This is a genomic window from Caulobacter sp. FV2ps19 (assembly GCF_058681035.1).
This window is the reverse complement of sequence record NZ_CM178729.1, coordinates 197,940-216,376: the sequence shown is the minus strand read 5'-3', so window position 1 is coordinate 216,376 and position 18,437 is coordinate 197,940. Positions and strand designations below refer to the sequence as shown.

The window sequence follows — 18,437 nt, the reverse complement described above, 5'->3', positions numbered from 1 at the left end:
CCGACCTTTGCGCGACGAAGGCCTCAGACCTCTGATCTGGAATTGTTGTGCGACGGAACGCAGCTATGAGGTCGCGGTCCAACGCAAAACGCCCCCGCCGGCCAGACACGAAGCGTTCCTTGAGGAGCGCTTCGGTCTTGACCAGCGGGGGCGTTTGGGCCCTCGAAAAGAGGCGTAGGAGCTTACGCGCCGCCCGGGAAGCGGAACGGAACCTTCACGGTGCCGGTCTTGGCGCCCATGGGCAGCTTTTCAGCGATGCACATGGCGGCCTTGTCGAAACCCTTGCCGGCCGCGCTGTTGTCGACGACCTTGCACTCGGAAAGCTTGCCGGCGTCGGCGGTGCATTCCAGCATCACCTGAGCGGCGTCGCGCGTATTGGCGAACTGCTGCAGACAACGGCTCATTTGATCTTCAAAGCCACCAGCGGCCGAAGCGGCCTGAGCGACAAAAAAGCTGCCTGCGATTCCCGCGGCAATAGCGATCGGATATTTCATCCCGCTGCTCCAAAAAGTAAATTCACGTCCTGTGGACGATGCGCCAACCGGACGCATGCATAATCTCACCTACTCCAGTTAATATATTCTGAGTCAGGCGGGAATATTGAAATTTACTTTATGGTAACCTTACTTAATTCGAAATGCGCCCAGGTCGACGGCAGGTAAAAGCATGCCTTTCTACACTAGGGATGCGACCAATCGTCCCTATTAAGACGTTTCGGGGCCTTCCTATCCAGTTTCTCTTAACCAAAGTCAGAGTCTGTTAGGAATATACCCTGATGATCACCCTGGCTTGATGGCGTTCCGTGGGCACGGCGCGCTACCTAGAGGGGACCTTGAGATGAAGCGCTTTCGGCTTGTCGACCTACCATTGATCATCAAGATCGGCTTCGCGCCGGCTTTCGCGCTGCTGATGCTGGCCTTGATGGCCGGCGGCGCCATCGTCGTGCAACGCAGCCAGTCTGCAGCGCTGCGGCAAGTCGTTGAACAGGACATGCGGATCAACAGCGAAATCCAGTCGCTGTCTCGCCGCATCACCAACGCGCACGGCACACTTTATCAGATCCTCGCTTCGAAGGCTGATCCCATGGCCCCGTCGGCCGGGCCGCGCCTTACTGAACTGCTCGCCGAGTTCGACACGCTGGGCAAGGATATGAAGAGCCTCTCGGCCAAGCTTCCCGCCTCCGAGCGTCCCAAGATCGAGTCTCTGGTCAAGGCCTTGGCCGAATGCCGCAGCGCCGTCGATACGGTCAGCGGGATGGTCGATGTCGACACGGGCATGGCGATGAGTTTCGCCGGCAGCTTCGAAGACCAGTACGTCAAGATGGCCGCTCAGCTGCAGAAGGTCGTCGATGACGCGGCAGCCCGCGCTATAGCGACGGCGGACAAGCGCAAGGCCGAGGCCACCGCAGCCATGAGCGCCACCATCATGATGTCGCTGATCACCCTGGGCGCCGTCGGGGCTCTGGCCTTCCTCACGGTGATGAATGTCCGCAAGTCGATCGCCGACATTGCCGGCGCGACCGAGCGCCTGTCGAAGGGCGACAACAGCATTGATCTTGAGAAGATGACGCGCCTGGACGAGCTCGGCGCGATCGTCCGGTCCTTGAAGATCTTCCGCGACAACCAACTGCACCTCGAGCAGATGCGAGCGGAACAGGAAAAGACCGCGGCCATGACCGCCGAAGAGCGTCGCTCCAAGGAGGAGGCCGCCGCCGCCGCCGCGCGTGAAGGCGCTCTGGTCGTGGCCAGTCTCGCCGAGGGCCTGGAAAAGCTGGCCTCGGGCGATCTGACCTTCCGGGTCAGCGTCGAGTTCCCGGGCGAGTATGGCAAGCTGAAGGACGACTTCAACGGCGCCATGAACGCGTTGCAGGAGACGATGAAGGTCATCGCCGCCTCCACCGACAGCCTGCGCACCGGCGCTGACGAGATTGCTCACGCGTCGGACGATCTGTCCCGCCGTACGGAGCAGCAAGCGGCCAGTCTGGAAGAGACCGCCGCCGCGCTGGACGAATTGACCGCTACGGTGCGCCGCACCGCCGGCGGCGCCCGCCAGGCTTCGGATGTTGTCTCCACCACCCGTGGCGAAGCGACGCATTCTGGTGAGGTTGTGCATCAGGCAGTATCGGCCATGGGAGAAATCGAAAACTCGTCCAAGCAGATCAGCCAGATTATCGGCGTGATCGACGAGATCGCCTTCCAGACCAACCTTTTGGCCCTGAACGCTGGGGTCGAGGCTGCCCGAGCTGGCGATGCTGGACGCGGTTTCGCCGTGGTTGCTCAAGAAGTTCGCGCGCTGGCCCAGCGCTCGGCTGAGGCCGCCAAGGAGATCAAGACCCTGATTTCGTCGTCGACCCAGCAGGTCAGCCAGGGCGTGAGCCTGGTGGGCCAAACCGGCGAAGCGCTGCAACGCATCGTGGTCAAGGTTGGCGAAATCGACGCCTTGGTGACCGAGATCGCGGCGTCCGCCGCGGAGCAGGCTACGGGGCTGAACGAAGTCAATACGGCCGTGAACCAGATGGATCAGGTCACGCAGCAGAACGCCGCGATGGTCGAGCAATCGACCGCCGCGACCCACTCTCTGAAGGGTGAAACCACCGAGCTGGCCCGTCTGATGGCCCGCTTCCGAGTGGGTGAGGCCCAAGCCAATCACAGCCGTCCGACCGCTGCAGATCCTGCTCAGCATGAGCCGGCTCGCAATCCGGTCGCCGAACAGCGGGCCCGTCTCGGGGCGTTCGCGAGGCCGAGCCGCGGCGGAGCGGCGACCGCCGCAGCTCCGTCATCCGATGCATGGGAAGAATTTTGATGGCCACGCTATCCTTGCCAGAAACCCTTGATCTCAAGGCCGCCGGGCCGCTGAAGGCGGCGTTCATGGAACGGCGGGGCGATGCTGTCGAGGTCGAGGCCGGACAGGTCCGCCGTCTGGGCGGTCTGTGCCTTCAGGTTCTGCTCGCGGCCCGCAAGGCCTGGGCCGATGACGACAAACCCTTTTCCATCACGGGGCCTTCGGAGGCCTTCCTAGAAACCACACGTCTTTTCGGCGCCGATGGGGCGCTGCTCTCGACAGATATTCATGGAGCGAAATCGTGACGCGTACGGTCCTCACGGTCGATGATTCCCGCACGATGAGGGACATGCTGCGCATGGCTCTGTCGGGAGCCGGTTTCAATGTGGTCGAGGCAGTCGACGGCGAACATGGGCTGGAGGTCCTCTCCGCTCACCGTCCCGACGTCATCATCACCGACATCAACATGCCAAAGCTCGATGGCTTTGGTTTCATCGAGGCGGTCCGCGTCGATGACGACTATCGGGCGATCCCGATCTTGGTGCTGACGACGGAAAGCGATCCCAGCAAGAAGCAGCGGGCTCGCGAAGCCGGCGCGACGGGTTGGATCGTGAAGCCGTTCAATCCCGAGAAATTGGTCGAGGCTATCCGCCGCGTTGCGGCCTGATCCTCAAAGAAACTCGACGTCTGGAATTCTAAGGAACTACGGGAATGGACGAGCTAGAGGCCATTAAGGTCACCTTCTTTCAGGAATGCGAGGAACTGCTCGCCGACCTCGAAGGCGGGCTCCTGGCCATGCAGGAGGGCGTCGGCGACATTGAAACCGTCAATGCCGTCTTCCGGGCCGTGCATTCGATCAAGGGCGGCGCTGGCGCATTTGGGCTAGAGCCGCTGGTTCGATTCGCCCACGTCTTTGAAACCCTGCTGGACGCGGTGCGGTCCAATGAGGTTCCGGGAACCATTGAACTGGCCGCCGTCATGTTGCGCGCGTCCGACGTTCTTGCCGACCACGTCGGTGCGGCCCGCGGTCTGGGTGATGTCGACATGGACGCTTCGGCGGCCATGGCTGCTGAACTGAAGGCCTGGACCGAAGGCGCCCCGATCAGCGCGGCGGAGGTCTCGTCCCCCGCAGCGTCTGTCGAAAGCGGCGAAGCCGCGCCGGCGCCGGCGCCTGTTTCCGATGACCTGGATGAGGACGACCTCGGCTTTGACTTCCAGCCGATGACCATCACGGTCGATGCCCAGGCTGCCGATGCCGAGCTGATCCCGGACGATGTCTGGACCGTGTCGATCCGTCCGAAGTCGGACCTCTACCGCAAGGCCAACGAGACCGGTCTTCTGCTGCGCGAGCTGAACCTTCTGGGTCCGATCGTCGCGACCATGGACGACAGCGCCCTGCCGAAGCTGGAATTCCTCGACGCTGAGGCCGCCTATGTCACCTGGAGCGTCCGCGTTGAGACGGAAGATGGCGAGGACGCCATCCGCGAGGTCTTCGAATTTGTTGATGGCGATTGCGATCTGGAGATCGTCCGCGGAGAGGCGCCTGTCGAGGCCGCCCTCGCCAATCTGCTGAGCAGCATCGAACCCGCCGCCGAACCGGTTGAGCCCGAGGTCGCCGCTCCGCCCGTCGCTGAAATCGCACCTCCGCCCGTTGCGGCGGCGCCCGTCGCAGAGGCCGAGCCGACACCCGCGCCCGCGCCGGCCAAGGCCGCCGCCGCCGCCGCCGCGCCGGCCAAGACCGCCGCTCCGGCCAAGGCCGCCCAGGCTGATATTCCGGGTCCGGGACAGTCGGTGATCCGGGTCGACCCTGAGCGTATCGACAGCCTGATCGACCTCGTCGGCGAGCTGGTGATCAACCAGGCGATGCTGGCCCAACGGGTCGGCGAGTACGGCATCGCGCCGTCGTCCAGCCTGGCCATGGGCCTGGACGAGCTGGAGCAGCTCACGCGCCAGATCCAGGACAGCGTGATGGCCATCCGCGCCCAGCCGGTGAAGTCGGTGTTCCAGCGCATGCCGCGTCTGGTTCGCGAAGTCGCCAACATGACGGGCAAGCAGGCCCGTCTGGTGATGGATGGTGAAAACACCGAGGTCGACAAGACGGTCATCGAGCGTCTGGCCGATCCCATCACCCACATGCTGCGCAACGCCATCGACCACGGGCTCGAAAGCCCCGAGGAGCGTACGGCGGCGGGCAAGAATCCCGAAGGCGTCGTGCGTCTGGCGGCCCTGCACCGCAGCGGGCGGATCGTCATCGAGGTCCAGGACGACGGCAAGGGCATCAATCGCGAACGGGTGTTCGCGATTGCGGTCAACAAGGGCCTGATCGCTCCGGACCTGCAGCTGACCGACGAAGAGATCGACAACCTGATCTTCCTGCCGGGCTTCTCGACCGCCGAAAAGATCTCGGATGTTTCGGGTCGCGGCGTCGGCATGGACGTGGTCAAGCGCTCGGTGCAGGCCCTGGGTGGTCGGATTTCGATCACGTCGCGCCCTGGCCACGGCTCGACCTTCACGCTTAGTCTGCCCCTGACCCTGGCCGTTCTGGACGGCATGGTGGTCGATGTGGCCGGTGAGACCCTCGTCGTGCCTTTGGCGGCGATCGTCGAAAGCCTGCGTCCCAAGGCCGAGGAAGTGCGGCCCCTGGGTCCGGTCGGTTCGGTGCTCGCGGTCCGCGACAGCTTCGTGCCGTTGATCGATGTCGGGGTGACCCTCGGCTATCGTGACCACTCGCCGCCGCCCACCGATGGTGTGGTGCTGCTGGTCGAGGGCGAGGACGGTTCGCGCGCCGCGCTGGTCGCCGACGCCATCCACGGCCAGCGTCAGGTTGTGATCAAGTCGCTCGAGCAGAACTACCAACAGGTCGAAGGCGTCGCCGCTGCGACGATCCTGGGCGATGGCCGCGTGGCCCTGATCCTGGACGTCGACGCTGTGATCAATCTGCGCCGCCGGGACACGCCTCGTCCCACCGAACCCACCCTCATAGCCGCGGAGTAAGTCATGACAGACGAAATCGCCGTGACGCATGGGGAACGCCGGGAGTTAATCTCCTTCCGGGTGGGCGACCAGGAATACTGCGTCAACATCATGGCTGTGCGAGAGATCCGGGGCTGGAGCCCGGCGACCTCGCTGCCCCAATCGCCGAGCTATATGCGTGGCGTGATCAATCTGCGCGGCGCGGTATTGCCCATTATGGACCTGGCTTCGCGCATCGGCATGCCGATGGTCGAGCCGACCGTCCGCAGCGTCTTCATCGTCGTCCAGGCAGGCGACCGCACGGTCGGCCTGTTGGTCGACGCTGTGTCTGACATTCTTTCGATTACCGATGATCTTGTTCAACCGACCCCGGACGTGGCCTGCGACGCCGTTCGCAGCTTTGTTCGCGGCATCATTTCCATCGAAGGCCGTATGATCAGCGAAATCTCGCTCGACCGTCTCCTCCCCGAACGCGAGGCTCTGGCAGCCTGATGACCACAACCTCATCCCTGGATCGAAGCGAAGCCATCGTCGATGGCGAGTTCGCGTTCACCAATCAGGACTTCAAGAGGATCGCGGCGCTGCTCTACGCTCAGGCGGGGATCAGCCTGCCCGAGAGCAAGGCGACCCTGGTCTATTCGCGTCTGGCCAAGCGCCTGCGCACGCTGGGCCTGAAGTCCTTCAACGACTACTGCGCCTTTGTCGCGCTCGAAAGCAGCGTTGACGAGCAGCAGGAAATGCTCCGGGCGCTGACGACGAACGTGACGCGCTTCTTCCGCGAACCGCATCATTTCGACGATCTGCGCGCCAATATCCTGGAGCCGGTCGCGGACAAGGTGCGCGCCGGCGGGCGCCTGCGTCTATGGTCGGCGGCCAGTTCGTCCGGCCAGGAACCCTATTCGATGGCCTTCACGGTCCTGTCGGTATGGCCGAACGCCGCCGACCTGGACATCCGGATCCTGGGCACGGACATCGACACCAACGTGCTCGCGACCGGCCGGGCCGCTGTCTATGACGAGAGCCTGCTGGAAGGCATCCCCCCGGGCCCTCGCAATCAGTATTTCGAGCGTGATCCCGTCGATCGGCGCAATTTCCGGGTCTGTGAATCCGCCCGCAGCCTGGTGGCGTTCCGCGAACTGAACCTCAATGGCCCCAGCTGGCCGATGAAGGGACCGTTTGACGCCATCTTCTGCCGCAACGTCGTGATCTATTTCGACGAGCCCACTCAAGAGCGCGTGTGGAACCGTTTCGCGCCGCTCGTTGCGCCTGGCGGCAAACTCTATGTTGGTCACTCAGAACGGGTAGGGGCGTCGGTGACGGCGTTTGAAAGCGCTGGCCTAACCGCCTATCGCAAAGTGGGAGGTCGCTGATGGCCAAGATTCGCGTTCTCGTCGTTGACGACTCGGCCACCATGCGCAGCCTGATCACGGCTGCTCTCAATCGAGATCCGGACATCGAGGTTGTCGGCGCCGCCGGCGATCCCTTCGAAGCCCGGGGCATGATCAAGACCCTCAATCCCGACGTCGTTACCCTCGACATCGAAATGCCGAACATGAACGGCATCGAGTTTCTCGAGAAGATCATGCGCCTGCGGCCGATGCCCGTGGTCATGGTTTCGACCCTGACCCAGGCCGGCGCGGAAATGACGCTGCGCGCTCTCGAACTGGGCGCGGTGGATTGCGTCGCCAAGCCCGGAGACGCCCTGGGCACCCAGGACGCCCTGGCCGAGATCGTGGTCAAGGTGAAGATCGCCGCCCGCGCCTCGGTGCGGACCCAGGCGGACAATGCTCCGGCGACGACGCGCAAGGCCGGCTATATGCCGTCGGGCGACATTGTGGCCATCGGATCCTCGACCGGCGGCGTCGAAGCGCTGCTGGCGATTTTGACGATGTTCCCCGACACCTGTCCGCCGACGGTGATCACGCAGCATATGCCGGCGACCTTTACGGCCAGCTTCGCGGCGCGGCTCGACCGAGCCAGCGGCGCCAAGGTGCAGGAAGCCAGCGACGGCGCCGCGCTGGAGCCGGGCAAGATCTATATTGCCCCGGGCGGCGCGACCCACCTGGAGGTGGTGCGCTCCGGCGGACTGCGCTGTCGTCTGGTGGCGGGTGATCCCGTCAGCGGTCACCGCCCTTCGGTGGACGTGCTGTTCAATTCAGTCGCTCAGGCGGTCGGCGGCAAGGCGGTCGGCGTGATTCTGACCGGCATGGGCCGTGACGGCGCTCAGGGCCTTCTGGCGATGCGCCAGGCCGGCGCTAAAACCCTCGGACAGGACGAGCAGAGCTGTGTCGTTTACGGCATGCCCCGCGCGGCCTTTGAAACCGGCGCCGTGGAGAAACAGGTTTCCCTGTCCTCCATGGGGCAGTCCATCCTCGATCTGGCCTCCGCGAGGCGATGAACCCATGCCACAAGCAAGCACCATTTCCGTTCTCGTCGTCGATGACCAGCTGACCATGCGGGCTCTGATCCGCAATGCGTTGCAGCAGATCGGTTTCAAGGACATCCGCGAGGCTCCCGACGGCGAGGAAGCGCTCAAGAACCTGTTGGCCAAGCCGGCCAATCTGGTGATCTCGGACTTCAACATGCCGAAGATGGACGGCCTGGCTTTGCTTCGCGCGGTGCGCTCGCATCCGCCGATCCGCCAGACGGCCTTCGTCATGCTGACCGGGCGCGCCGACCGTGAACTTGTCCAGCGCGCTGTGCAGTTCGGGGTCAACAACTACTGCGTCAAACCCTTCACTGTTCAGGGTTTGAAGGAGAAGATCGAACAGGTCTTTGGACAGCTCACATGACCATGGAACCCCACGAGGACCTAGAACGCGCGGTCAAGGTGCATGTCACACAGGGTGAAAGCCATGTGTCGTCTGATCCCAACGTGGTGATGACCACGGTCCTGGGCTCGTGCATCGCCGCCTGTATCCGCGATCCGCAAGCCGGTGTCGGGGGCATGAACCACTTCCTGCTTCCGGACTCCGGCGATGGCCGCAAAGACGGCGACGCCGTTCGCTACGGCGCCTATGCGATGGAATTGCTGATCAACGGCCTTCTGCAGCGCGGTGCGCGGCGCGAGCGAATGGAAGCCAAGATCTTCGGTGGCGGCAAGCTGTTCGAGGGTCTGTCTGACGTCGGCGCCAGCAACGCCAGTTTCGCTGAACGCTTCCTGCGCGACGAAGGCATTCCGATCGTCTCGTCCAGCACCGGCGGTGTTTCGGCTCGCCGGGTCGAATTCTGGCCGGCCTCGGGACGCGTCCGTCAACGTCTCGTGGCGGTCGACAATGCGCCGCAAGATGTCCGTCGTCCCACGCCTGCCCCCATGCCGGCATCGTCTGGCGGCGATCTGGAGCTGTTCTGATTCACATGACCGTCTTTCCGCAGCCGACATCATTGCTCGCCACGCCGGAGCCCTTGCTTCCGCTCGGCGAACTCTCGCGCCGTCTCGCGGCCGAGTTGATGTCGGCCGCTGCGGTTTGCCGGGACTGCGAACATATCGCCGGCGATCTGGCGCAGGGCGGAGCGGCTTTGGAAAGCCTCTCCCGCCTCCAGGCGCTGGATGAGCTCACTCAGCGTCTGCACGGCCTATCCGATGTTTTGCAACGTATTGGTCAGCATGCTTCCGGCGAATGGAGCATGTCTATCGAGCCCCTCCTTGAAGGTCTTGGCTTGGCGGACTTGGTGATGCGCCTGCGCGCCGCCGAAGATCACACAGCCTGGGACGTCGAGGCCGGCGAACTAGACTTCTTTTAGTCGTCGTCAATGAACGACGCCCTCCAGCCATCGTCCCGGATCAATCTCGAGAAGGCCACGGTGCTGGTTCTCGATGACAACGGGGCCTCGCTTGATATTCTCTCTCAGGTGGTTGCGGGGTTTGGCGTCAAGCAGCTGTTCCGAGCCGAGACGGTCGCGGACGCGCAGACGCAGGTGAAGGCCAAGACGTTCGACCTGATCATCAGCGATGTACAGATGCCGGAAATCGATGGCATCGAGTTCATCAACTGGCTGAGACGCGAGGCGCCGGAGGCCAATCGCTATGTTCCAGTGATCCTGGTCACGGGGCATACGCGCTCGTCGGACATCTTCCGAACGCGTGACGCCGGCGCCAATTTCACGGTCGCTAAGCCAATCACGCCCAAAGTGCTGCTGGAGCGGATTTTCTGGGTGGCGCGCGAGGAGCGCGCGTTCATCGAATGCGAAACCTATGTTGGCCCCGATCGTCGCTTCAAGCACGAAGGGCCGCCCATCGGAATGGATGGGCGTCGAAGAGATGATCTGCCAGCAGAAGTTGGCGCGGCTCAGGAAGAGAATATGTCTCAGGACGAGATCAACGGCCTGATGAAGGTCGCGAAGGTTCAGCTATGACCACTGTTCGCAAATTCCGGCCGCCAAATCGTCTGGCAAGGATGATCAAGGAACGCGGGGGCCTGATGGCCAAGGACGCGATCGCGGCCGCCGAGCTCGGCGTCGAGGGCCTGCGTGAGGCCTCGCTGGCCGGGCTGGACGAGGCGCTTGCCGAGATCGAGCGTCGGTTCGGGCCAGGCGCCGATCGTGAGTCGGAGAGCTTTGAGGTGCTCTATGCGCTGACGTTGAAAATCATCGATGTCGGCATCTTCGTCGCCGATTCCGGCGTGGACCAGGCGGCCATCTCGTTGGCCGCCACCGCCGACAGTTGCGCGGAGGGCGGCGTTTGGCGTTGGGACGCGATCGACGTCCACCTTCACGCCCTGCGCCTGTTGCGCACAGCAGGGGCCAGTCTTCCGGAAGCAGACCGCCAGGCCATGCTGGAAGGTCTCTACAAGGTCAGTCACCGCAAGGTGGGCGAGGCCTGACCCGTAGGTCGCCGGGTTTAAATACAAGTGACGTCAGCCAAAGATCGCCCGATCTGCCTGATTTGTAACCTGTTCTCTTGGCAGTACCATCTGCAAGAGCTTCGACACAATGTGTCGCAAAAGTCACGGGCCTGACTTCTTAGGCAAATTTTGAAATCTCGTCTTGTGGCGCTCAATCCGGTTTGTTAGCGATTGTGCCACCGGTGTCAGGTGGCGCAACTATACGTCCGCCCATACCTGACACCGGTGTCAAAAGTAACAGATGGCCGCAAAAGGCCGCTTGGGAAGAAACGCGAGCCATTTTTGGCCAGACGACTCAACAGTCGTTTCAGTCCGTCGAACGGGAGGAGGATACATGTCTAAGATTTCTGGGGGGCGTCTCGACGTCCTGAAGTTCGGTGTCTCTACGGGCGCGCTGGCGCTGGCCATCGCCATGGCTGGAGGCGCATCCGCGCAAACCGCACCGCCCCAAGTCGACGACGTGGCGGTCGAGGAGGTTGTCGTCACCGGCTTCCGCGCCAGTCTCGCCAATGCGCTGGATCTCAAGCGCCGCGAGAACGACCTGGTCGACGTCATTAAAGCGACCGACATCGCCGACTTTCCGGACCTGAACCTGGCGGAATCGCTACAACGCATTCCCGGCGTCTCGATCGACCGCGACGGCGGCGAGGGGCGCACCATCACGGTTCGCGGTCTGGGTCCAGACTTCACCGTCGTGCGTCTGAACGGCCTGGAAGCCCTGGCCACCACGGGCGGCAAGGACGGTTCGGGCGGCGCCAACCGCGGCCGCCAGTTCGACTTCAGCATCTTCGCTTCGGAACTGTTCAACAGCGTGACCGTGCGCAAGTCGACCTCGGCCATGAACGAGGAAGGCTCGTTGGGCGCGATCATCGATCTGCAGGCCTCGCGCCCGTTCGACTACAGCGGTTTCGCCATGAGCATGGGCGCCAAGGCGGGCTGGAACGACCTCTCGCGCAAGAGCGACCCACGCTACACCTTCCAGGTCAGCAACCGCTGGGACACGGGGATTGGCGAGATCGGCGCCCTGCTGTCGGTCGCCTACGCGACCCGCAGCCAGCGCGAGGAAGGCTCCTCGACTGGTCGTTGGGAAAACCCCAGCGTAGCTTCCAACTCGGCGACGTCGTTCCCGTGCACCGGATCGGCCTACAATCCGGTCAGTGGCCCGAAGCTCAGCTGCACGCAGATCGGCACGGTTACGGGGGGCACCTCGCCGACCGTCACGGCCGCCGCTGGCACCGCCAACAACCTCTGGCACCCGCGCATTCCGCGCTATGGCCGTCTGGACTATGACCAAAAGCGTCTGGGCGTGACCGGTTCGCTGCAATGGCGCCCGACCGCCAACTCGACCCTGACCCTTGACGCCCTGTTGGCCAAGTTCACCAACAACCGCGACGAGACCTATCTGGAAATCATCTCGTTCAGCCGCAGCGGCCAGGGCCTGCCCCAGACCGACGTCGTCAGTTTCGAGGGGGACGGCAAGGGCACCATGATCAAGGGCACGTTCGATGATGTCGACGCCCGGGTTGAATATCGCCACGATGAACTGGAGACCGAGTTCAACCAGTTCGCCCTGACCTACGACACCCGTCTGGGTGATCGCGGCCACTTCCTGGCGACCTACGGCCAGTCGCGGTCGATCCAGAACAATCCGGTCCAGACCACCTTCTCGTTCGATCGCTATAACACCGACGGCTACAGCTACGACTATTCGAACGACAAGCTGCCGGGCTTCAACTACGGCTTCGACCCCACCGACCCGGCCAGCTACGAATATCGTCCGACGACCGACAAGGGCGATGCCTCACTGTTGCGCATGCGTCCGTCCAAGGCCGTCAACACCTTCAAGACCTTCCGCGCTGACATCGACTATGAGGCCATGGACGGCCTGAAGCTGCGCGCGGGCGGTGACTATAAGGAATATGGCTTCAGTTCGTGGGAACAGCGTCTCAATGCGCGCGTCCTGACGGGCAACAGCGCGACGACCTTCACGTCGGAAGCCGCCTTTGGTCTGCCTGCCGGCGTCGGCATCGCTGATGTTTCGCGCTTGATCACGGGCTTTGGTCGCGGTCTCGACCTGCCGGCCGGCACGCCGACCTCGTGGTTGGCGCCGGATCTGGACAAGCTCAAGAGCGCCCTCGGCTATGACTGCAACTGCGTCAACGCCAATGGCGATTTCCGCCTGAGCACCCGGAACCAGCTGGGCGCGATGCGCAGCATCACCGAGAAGGACACGGCCTATTACGTCCAGGCGGACTTCGACCGTGACGTCTTCAACATCCCGGTGCGCGGCAATATCGGTGTCCGCTATGTCGAGACCGATCAGGAGGCGACCGGCCACTACAGCACGGGCAATTCGACCCAGACCGTGACGACCCTGGGCGGAACCTATACCGAGCGCCTGCCGATCGACGCGTCGCAAACGGTGTCGCGCAAATACACCAACACCCTGCCGTCGCTGAATGTTTCGGCCCAGCCCTATGAGAACGTCTTCGTCCGGTTCGCGGCGGCCAAGGTCATGACCCGCCCGCAACTGCCGAACCTGAGCCCGGGCTACACCTCGATCAGCCAGTCGAACCAGACCCTGACCCGCGGCAATCCCAACCTGAACCCGATGCTGGCCAACAATCTGGATCTCAGCTTCGAATGGTATCCGGACAAGGAAACCCTGTTCTCGGTCGGCTTCTTCGAGAAGGACATCAAGTCCTACATCCAGACCTCGGCGGTCGCCATGCCGTGGTCGGAGACCGAACTGCCCGACACCCTGCTGTCGAACGGCAATACGCCCGATACGCTGTTCACCGTGACGACCCAGGTCAACACGCCCGGCGGCAAGCTCAAGGGCTATGAGATCTCGTTGCAGCGTCCGTTCACGTTCCTGCCGGCGCCGTTCGACAGCTTCGGCGGCATCGTCAACTACACGCACGTTGAGAGCGACATTCAGTACGTGATCAAGAACGCGACCTTCTCGGGCACGCCGCGGGTGCAGACGGCTCCGGCCGTGATGCTGACCCAGCCCTTGGTGAACCTCTCGCCCGAGGCCTACAACGCCACGCTTTACTACGAAAACGGTCCGTTCAAGGGGCGGGTCTCTGCGTCGTATCGTGATCCTTACCTGATCCAGGTGGCCCCGTCCGCGACCAACAACAACGATGTGCGGATCAAGGACAAGACCCTGAACATCGACACGCAGGTCAGCTACAACTTCAAGAACTTTACGATCACCCTGGAAGGCATCAACCTGACCGACCAGGAAGACAGCAAGCTGGACGACTCGACCCGCATGATCTCGGAAGAGTACGTGCACTATGGTCGTCAGTACTATCTGGGCGTGAAATACAAGTTCTAGGACTCAGGCTTCGGCTGGAGAACGAGGGCGTCGGCGAAAGCCGGCGCCCTTTTTCATTGGAAGGGGGAGCGACAGGGCGACGACCGACCGCCCGCCATCGCAGCCGCGAAACGACCGGCTGTGGGGCGCGCCCAGCGGCTTGGGAAATCAAGGGTAGTGGCGGAGAGGGTGGATACTCAATTCCTGTCAAACCTTCATATTTTCAAAGCGGTAAGTTATGAAGGTAGGGTTTTATCCCACAAATCGATCCGCAAACCTCAAAAAATGAGCAAGTCTCCGGAAAAGGCTGAGCGGCAAAGCACTAACGAATCCGGCACGACCCTCTAACCGAGATCGGCGGAAACATCGGCAAAAAACGCGGCTTGGCGAAGCGAAACCGCAACGTTCGCCGTGACTTATTCCGGATGAAAGATCGGCAAAGAAGCAGTAGGAGGCGTTGCCTCTGGGCGCCGCGGCGATCGCGCGAATAGTAGAAGATCGCCCCTGGTCGGCCGACCGGCGCGTCAGAGAAACACGAGGGCGTTCGCTCTCAGGACGCCCTGCGACGGATCGCTGTCGGATCAGTTCGCAGACGGCTGTCTCAAAAGCGCCGCTATTGGGGTCGCGCGCCGGCACAGGGCGTGGCGCGCCGACACCCAACGGGGGCGGGAAATGCTCCTTCATAGGCTAGAGCGCCGGTCGTATCCGCTCATAATTTCGGAGGTCAGCGATCCTGACGCTTGGCCTCCTTTTGAAAGGGCCATAGGCGCCCAAGCTTTACCGCTTCCAAACTCGCCGTGGGGCTATTTGCTCTCTGCGTGGCTTGTCTTCGCCTTCGCTGCATCCGGTCCGCGACGGCACCGAATTCGAGGCGTTGCTCACCCTAAGAGAACATTGGTATGTTGATTGCAATCCAACTTAGTATAGCCTCTCAACTCTCTCGTGGGTGGCGGGCGGATCGTGTTCGATCTGCTCTTCGGGCGTCAATTTAAAGCATAGCGACGGAGGGACTGGCGGTGTTGAGCTGCTGAGCCTGGCCGTCGAGCGACGCCAGCTCGCTTGCGAGATCGGCTCGAGCTGATCCAGTTCGGCCGCGCCGAGCTGCTTGGTGTGCTATTGAGGTTGGAGGGGAAGATGCGCGCCGTTCGCGGAGGGCCTACCGGTGAGGACGACGCTGGGCCGGTGACGGTCGAGGCGCCCGATGATGTCGAGGTTAGAATCCATCCGGCGCCCGGCGTTGATCAGGCTTTGGTCGCGCGCACGAGAGCAATCGGCCCCGGTGATGGCGTACCCGCCGACGAAGATGTCCTGCTCAAAGGCTTGATGGAGTCGGACGCCACGGTCGTCGCTGACATCCGCTTGTCGGCTCCGCCTGAACAACGCTTCCGGCGCGATATCGGCCAAAGAATTCGCCTGCGCGTCACCGTCAAAGAGGGCGAGGACGCTGTCGTCCTGATGCAAGGCGAAGACGGCGTCTATGCGTGGGTCTACTCCGGTAACGCGACGACGGGAGACGAGGGGCCTCAGCGCCGCGGCAGTCGGGAACTTACCTTCATTCTCGATTCCGCCGAAGAGAGCCGTCCCGTTAGAGGTCTGCCTGGTCTTGGCGCCGTCGGCAGCTGGCTAGTCGACAAACTCACCAAACCTGTGCGCGCGATCGTTCTGACCTTTGCCGCAGACATGGCAATTGATGCGCTGATCAAAAAGATCGAGGGCGGAAGCAAGATCGGTCTGGTGATCGTTGGCGGCCTGGATCCCAAGGATTGGGAAGTCAAAGGCAAGAATGTCGCAACCCTTGCGGACCTGGCCAACAATGGCGCGCGCAGGCGTATCCTGCTGTTGGTGCACGGCACTTTCTCTGACACGAAAGGCAGCTTTGGGCAGCTCACTGCGCATCCGCGCGGGCGAGACTTCCTAGAAGCGGCAAAGGCTCACTACGACGCCGTCATCGGCTTTGACCACAAAACCCTGGCCGACACGGTCGAGATAAACGCCGAGCAAATAGCGCAAGAGTTGAAGGCTCTGCCGGGCGATATCGTGATCGATGCGATCGCCTATAGCCGCGGCGGGCTTGTCTATCGGACGCTCGCTGAGAAGGTCGCGCCCGACCTTCGATGGGGGAGCGCCGTCTTTGTCGGCTGCACCAATGCTGGCACTCACTTGGCGTCACCCCAAAATTGGGCCGCCTTGGCAGACATCTACACCAACGCCCTCATGGCTGGCGCCAAGTTCACAACGACCTTGGTCGGCGGCGGCGCGCTCAACCCGTTAATCGAGCTGGGCATCAAGAGCATCGGCGAGTTCGTAAAGATCCTGCCGCGTCGCGCCGTAATCGACAGCCGCGTCCCCGGTCTTGCCTCGATGGATCCGGATGGTGACACGGTCAAGAAACTGAACGCAGCCCAGCCCGCCCCCACTGCCCGGGCCTACTATGCGATCAGCTCCAACTTTGAGCCGGGCCTAGATTTTAGCCGGGGCATCGGCCCGGCGCTCAGCCGCGCTCTGCTGGACAAGTTCACAGACGATCTTTGGAGGGACGACAACGACCTCGTGGTCGACACCAAGTCGATGGACAACGTGGGCGTTCACAAGCCCTGGGTTAAGGAGGTGAACGCCTTCCCCAAGGGTGGAGACTGTTACCACACCATCTATTTCAGCCTGGAGAAGACCGCGCAGCAGCTACACGCATGGCTGATCGGTGGGAGCGAAGAGACGCGCTCCACTCGCGACGTGCGCGACCTCGATGTGGCTTTGGAGATCGCGCCCGGACGCGAGGAAGAAAGCCGGTTCAAGAGTCGTCTAGATCTTAGCATCGACGGCGACGGCGAGGGCGAGGGCGAACGGTTGCCGCGTCGTGACGTCTCGATCAGCGACGGAGATAAGGCGCCGACGAGAGCCGCGGAGCCGCCCAGCAGCCAAGATCAGGAAAAGCCCAAGGTCGCCTTCAATGCCGTAGCGTCGATGCCACAATGGGCCGCGGCGGGGGTCTGGACGCCGCTAACCGTCACTTTGTCGCGAGAAGAGATCGCCGTTATCGTCGGGCAGGCTGAAGCCCGCGCCGAGGTTAAGGCCGATCCCCATCAACGGTTACGCTTGACGCTCCGGGCGCGCGCCAACTGCATGCTTGGGGAGACAACCGAAGTGATCGTCGATGTGCCTAGCATCGGTGAGCCCATAGAACAGACGTTCTTGGTGAAGGGCCTCGAGGCGGGGGTGGGCGAGCTTTGGGTTGAGATTGCTCAGGGTGCCGACGTCCTACAACGCCTCGTGCTCCAGCCTCAGTTTGCTGAGGCCGCCTCCGTCATGGCGTCCGCCGCGGTGTCGTCGACATCGAAATTTCTGCCCATGATCGACCTGCGCGTTTGGGAGGAGCAGGTCGATGCGGGGTGGCGACTGCGCTTTCTGGTTCGCAGCGTCGAGCTGGACATCGACATCGAAGACACCATCGAGCTGAAAGCCAAGCGCGACGAGTATGTCTCCAATCTCTACACAAAACTTGCCAATACCTGGCGCGTTACAGGGCAGGATTTCGGCACCGCCACGGATCAAATTGTCAATCGTGGCGCCGAGCTCTACCGGCAGCTTTTCCCCAGGAGCGTGCAGCGCATCCTTTGGAAGCACCGCGAAAAAATCGGATCGATCCAGGTCTTTTCCTATGCGCCGACCATTCCTTGGGAGGTCTGTTTTCTGTGCGAGCCGGAGACCGACGGCGGTGATCAGTCGCCATTTGACAGCAGCGATGGCCCCAGCCGCGCCGCTGGCGGCAAGTTCCTCGCCGAGCTGGGTCTGACGCGCTGGATGAGCAACATCGGTATCGCGCCGGCCACGTTGCGCTTGCGACAAGGTAAGGCCCGTTACTGCATTCCCAACTACACTGATAACGGCCTGAAACTGGCCAGCCTCCAGGGCGAAGCGCGGATGCTGGAGGAAACTCTGGGTGCCACCGCCGTTACACCGCACTTCAAGCCAGTCATGGCGTTGTTGCGAGGCGAGGCAAGCGATGGCTTTGACTTCGATGTCTTCCATTTCGCCGGTCACGGCGAAGCCGTTGGCGCGACGATTTGGAATTCCGCATTGCTCCTGGAAGGGGAGAAAAACGGGTCTAGGATTATTCGCGAGCCGTTGGGGATCAGCGACCTGCGCATCGCTCGCCTCGCGCTGGGCGGCAGGCGCCCTATCGTCTTTCTCAACGCTTGCCAGGCCGGCAGCGACGGGCAGTCCCTGGGAGGCTCCACCGGCCTTGCCAATGTCTTGGTAGAGCGCGGGGCTGGCCTCTTGGTCGCAGCGCTGTGGTCGATCTCCGACACCACCGCATCGGTCTTCGCCAAGACCTTCTACACCCAGCTCCTGGCGGGCCTGACCGTCACTGAGGCGGTCCGCGATGCTCGGCAGGCTGCGGCGGACGTCGAGCCCAAGGATTTCACCTGGCTAGCCTACACCGTGTTTGGCCATCCCTATGCGCGTGCGGCGCCTTAGGCGGAGCGGCGCATCTTGAGTGACGGGGCGACTTTCCA

15 protein-coding genes are annotated in these 18,437 nt (G+C 62.6%); 14 read left to right on the top strand and 1 reads right to left on the bottom strand.

The genetic code is table 11. The annotated features are described in order from the left end of the window. Window positions 1-182: 182 nt before the first annotated feature. Entirely contained in the window at window positions 183-494 is a 312-nt protein-coding gene (locus tag ACW18B_RS00950; protein ID WP_492051825.1) for an energy transducer TonB, read from the bottom strand. A 295-nt stretch (window positions 495-789) separates the two neighbouring features. Between ACW18B_RS00950 and ACW18B_RS00945 the strand changes: the two genes are divergently transcribed. The 14 genes from ACW18B_RS00945 to ACW18B_RS00880 all read left to right on the top strand — a co-directional run bounded on the left by ACW18B_RS00945 (window position 790) and on the right by ACW18B_RS00880 (window position 18,399). Then, window positions 790-2,802, top strand: a complete 2,013-nt coding sequence (locus ACW18B_RS00945) for a methyl-accepting chemotaxis protein (RefSeq protein ID WP_492048986.1) — start codon at window positions 790-792, stop codon at window positions 2,800-2,802. Further along, window positions 2,802-3,086, top strand: a complete 285-nt coding sequence (locus ACW18B_RS00940) for an STAS domain-containing protein (RefSeq protein WP_492048985.1) — start codon at window positions 2,802-2,804, stop codon at window positions 3,084-3,086. Before ACW18B_RS00945 ends, ACW18B_RS00940 begins: the two co-directional genes overlap by 1 nt. Then, window positions 3,083-3,448 carry a response regulator gene (locus ACW18B_RS00935; protein WP_012284373.1) on the top strand — a complete coding sequence of 122 codons (366 nt, stop codon included), beginning with the start codon at window positions 3,083-3,085 and terminating at the stop codon, window positions 3,446-3,448. Before ACW18B_RS00940 ends, ACW18B_RS00935 begins: the two co-directional genes overlap by 4 nt. Before the next feature lie 44 nt (window positions 3,449-3,492). Continuing rightward, window positions 3,493-5,775: a chemotaxis protein CheA gene (locus tag ACW18B_RS00930; protein ID WP_492048984.1), complete on the top strand. Its 2,283-nt coding sequence runs from the start codon at window positions 3,493-3,495 to the stop codon at window positions 5,773-5,775. A 3-nt stretch (window positions 5,776-5,778) separates the two neighbouring features. Next, window positions 5,779-6,246 (top strand): chemotaxis protein CheW, encoded by a 468-nt coding sequence (locus ACW18B_RS00925; protein ID WP_492048983.1) that lies wholly within the window; start codon window positions 5,779-5,781, stop codon window positions 6,244-6,246. Then, a complete protein-coding gene (locus ACW18B_RS00920; protein WP_492048982.1) occupies window positions 6,246-7,124 on the top strand; it encodes a CheR family methyltransferase in 879 nt (292 codons plus the stop codon). The genes ACW18B_RS00925 and ACW18B_RS00920 overlap by 1 nt, the downstream gene beginning before the upstream one ends. Further along, on the top strand, window positions 7,124-8,152 hold the full coding sequence (locus ACW18B_RS00915) for a protein-glutamate methylesterase/protein-glutamine glutaminase (protein WP_492048981.1): 1,029 nt from the start codon (window positions 7,124-7,126) through the stop codon (window positions 8,150-8,152). The genes ACW18B_RS00920 and ACW18B_RS00915 overlap by 1 nt, the downstream gene beginning before the upstream one ends. Before the next feature lie 4 nt (window positions 8,153-8,156). Continuing rightward, entirely contained in the window at window positions 8,157-8,546 is a 390-nt protein-coding gene (locus tag ACW18B_RS00910; protein ID WP_010918325.1) for a response regulator, read from the top strand. Further along, entirely contained in the window at window positions 8,543-9,106 is a 564-nt protein-coding gene (locus tag ACW18B_RS00905) for a chemotaxis protein CheD (RefSeq protein ID WP_492048980.1), read from the top strand. The genes ACW18B_RS00910 and ACW18B_RS00905 overlap by 4 nt, the downstream gene beginning before the upstream one ends. Before the next feature lie 5 nt (window positions 9,107-9,111). Continuing rightward, window positions 9,112-9,498, top strand: a complete 387-nt coding sequence (locus ACW18B_RS00900) for a DUF8776 family protein (RefSeq protein ID WP_492048979.1) — start codon at window positions 9,112-9,114, stop codon at window positions 9,496-9,498. 9 nt (window positions 9,499-9,507) lie between these two features. Then, window positions 9,508-10,110, top strand: coding sequence for a response regulator (locus ACW18B_RS00895; RefSeq protein WP_492048978.1), 603 nt, complete (start codon window positions 9,508-9,510; stop codon window positions 10,108-10,110). A 65-nt stretch (window positions 10,111-10,175) separates the two neighbouring features. Next, window positions 10,176-10,577, top strand: a complete 402-nt coding sequence (locus tag ACW18B_RS00890; protein WP_492048977.1) for a chemotaxis protein CheE — start codon at window positions 10,176-10,178, stop codon at window positions 10,575-10,577. A gap of 355 nt (window positions 10,578-10,932) precedes the next feature. Beyond that, window positions 10,933-13,944 (top strand): TonB-dependent receptor, encoded by a 3,012-nt coding sequence (locus tag ACW18B_RS00885; protein WP_492048976.1) that lies wholly within the window; start codon window positions 10,933-10,935, stop codon window positions 13,942-13,944. 1,113 nt (window positions 13,945-15,057) lie between these two features. Then, a complete protein-coding gene (locus tag ACW18B_RS00880) occupies window positions 15,058-18,399 on the top strand; it encodes a CHAT domain-containing protein (RefSeq protein WP_492048975.1) in 3,342 nt (1,113 codons plus the stop codon). Window positions 18,400-18,437 lie beyond the last annotated feature (38 nt).

What these genes read in the sequence shown, in the direction of transcription:
- ACW18B_RS00885 (WP_492048976.1), top strand. Translation starts at nt 10,933, where the DNA reads ATGTCTAAGATTTCTGGGGGGCGTCTCGACGTCCTGAAGTTCGGTGTC.
- ACW18B_RS00915 (WP_492048981.1), top strand. Translation starts at nt 7,124, where the DNA reads ATGGCCAAGATTCGCGTTCTCGTCGTTGACGACTCGGCCACCATGCGC.
- ACW18B_RS00900 (WP_492048979.1), top strand. Translation starts at nt 9,112, where the DNA reads ATGACCGTCTTTCCGCAGCCGACATCATTGCTCGCCACGCCGGAGCCC.
- ACW18B_RS00950 (WP_492051825.1), bottom strand. Translation starts at nt 494, where the DNA reads ATGAAATATCCGATCGCTATTGCCGCGGGAATCGCAGGCAGCTTTTTT.
- ACW18B_RS00930 (WP_492048984.1), top strand. Translation starts at nt 3,493, where the DNA reads ATGGACGAGCTAGAGGCCATTAAGGTCACCTTCTTTCAGGAATGCGAG.
- ACW18B_RS00880 (WP_492048975.1), top strand. Translation starts at nt 15,058, where the DNA reads ATGCGCGCCGTTCGCGGAGGGCCTACCGGTGAGGACGACGCTGGGCCG.
- ACW18B_RS00905 (WP_492048980.1), top strand. Translation starts at nt 8,543, where the DNA reads ATGACCATGGAACCCCACGAGGACCTAGAACGCGCGGTCAAGGTGCAT.
- ACW18B_RS00925 (WP_492048983.1), top strand. Translation starts at nt 5,779, where the DNA reads ATGACAGACGAAATCGCCGTGACGCATGGGGAACGCCGGGAGTTAATC.
- ACW18B_RS00890 (WP_492048977.1), top strand. Translation starts at nt 10,176, where the DNA reads ATGGCCAAGGACGCGATCGCGGCCGCCGAGCTCGGCGTCGAGGGCCTG.
- ACW18B_RS00940 (WP_492048985.1), top strand. Translation starts at nt 2,802, where the DNA reads ATGGCCACGCTATCCTTGCCAGAAACCCTTGATCTCAAGGCCGCCGGG.
- ACW18B_RS00910 (WP_010918325.1), top strand. Translation starts at nt 8,157, where the DNA reads ATGCCACAAGCAAGCACCATTTCCGTTCTCGTCGTCGATGACCAGCTG.
- ACW18B_RS00920 (WP_492048982.1), top strand. Translation starts at nt 6,246, where the DNA reads ATGACCACAACCTCATCCCTGGATCGAAGCGAAGCCATCGTCGATGGC.
- ACW18B_RS00895 (WP_492048978.1), top strand. Translation starts at nt 9,508, where the DNA reads ATGAACGACGCCCTCCAGCCATCGTCCCGGATCAATCTCGAGAAGGCC.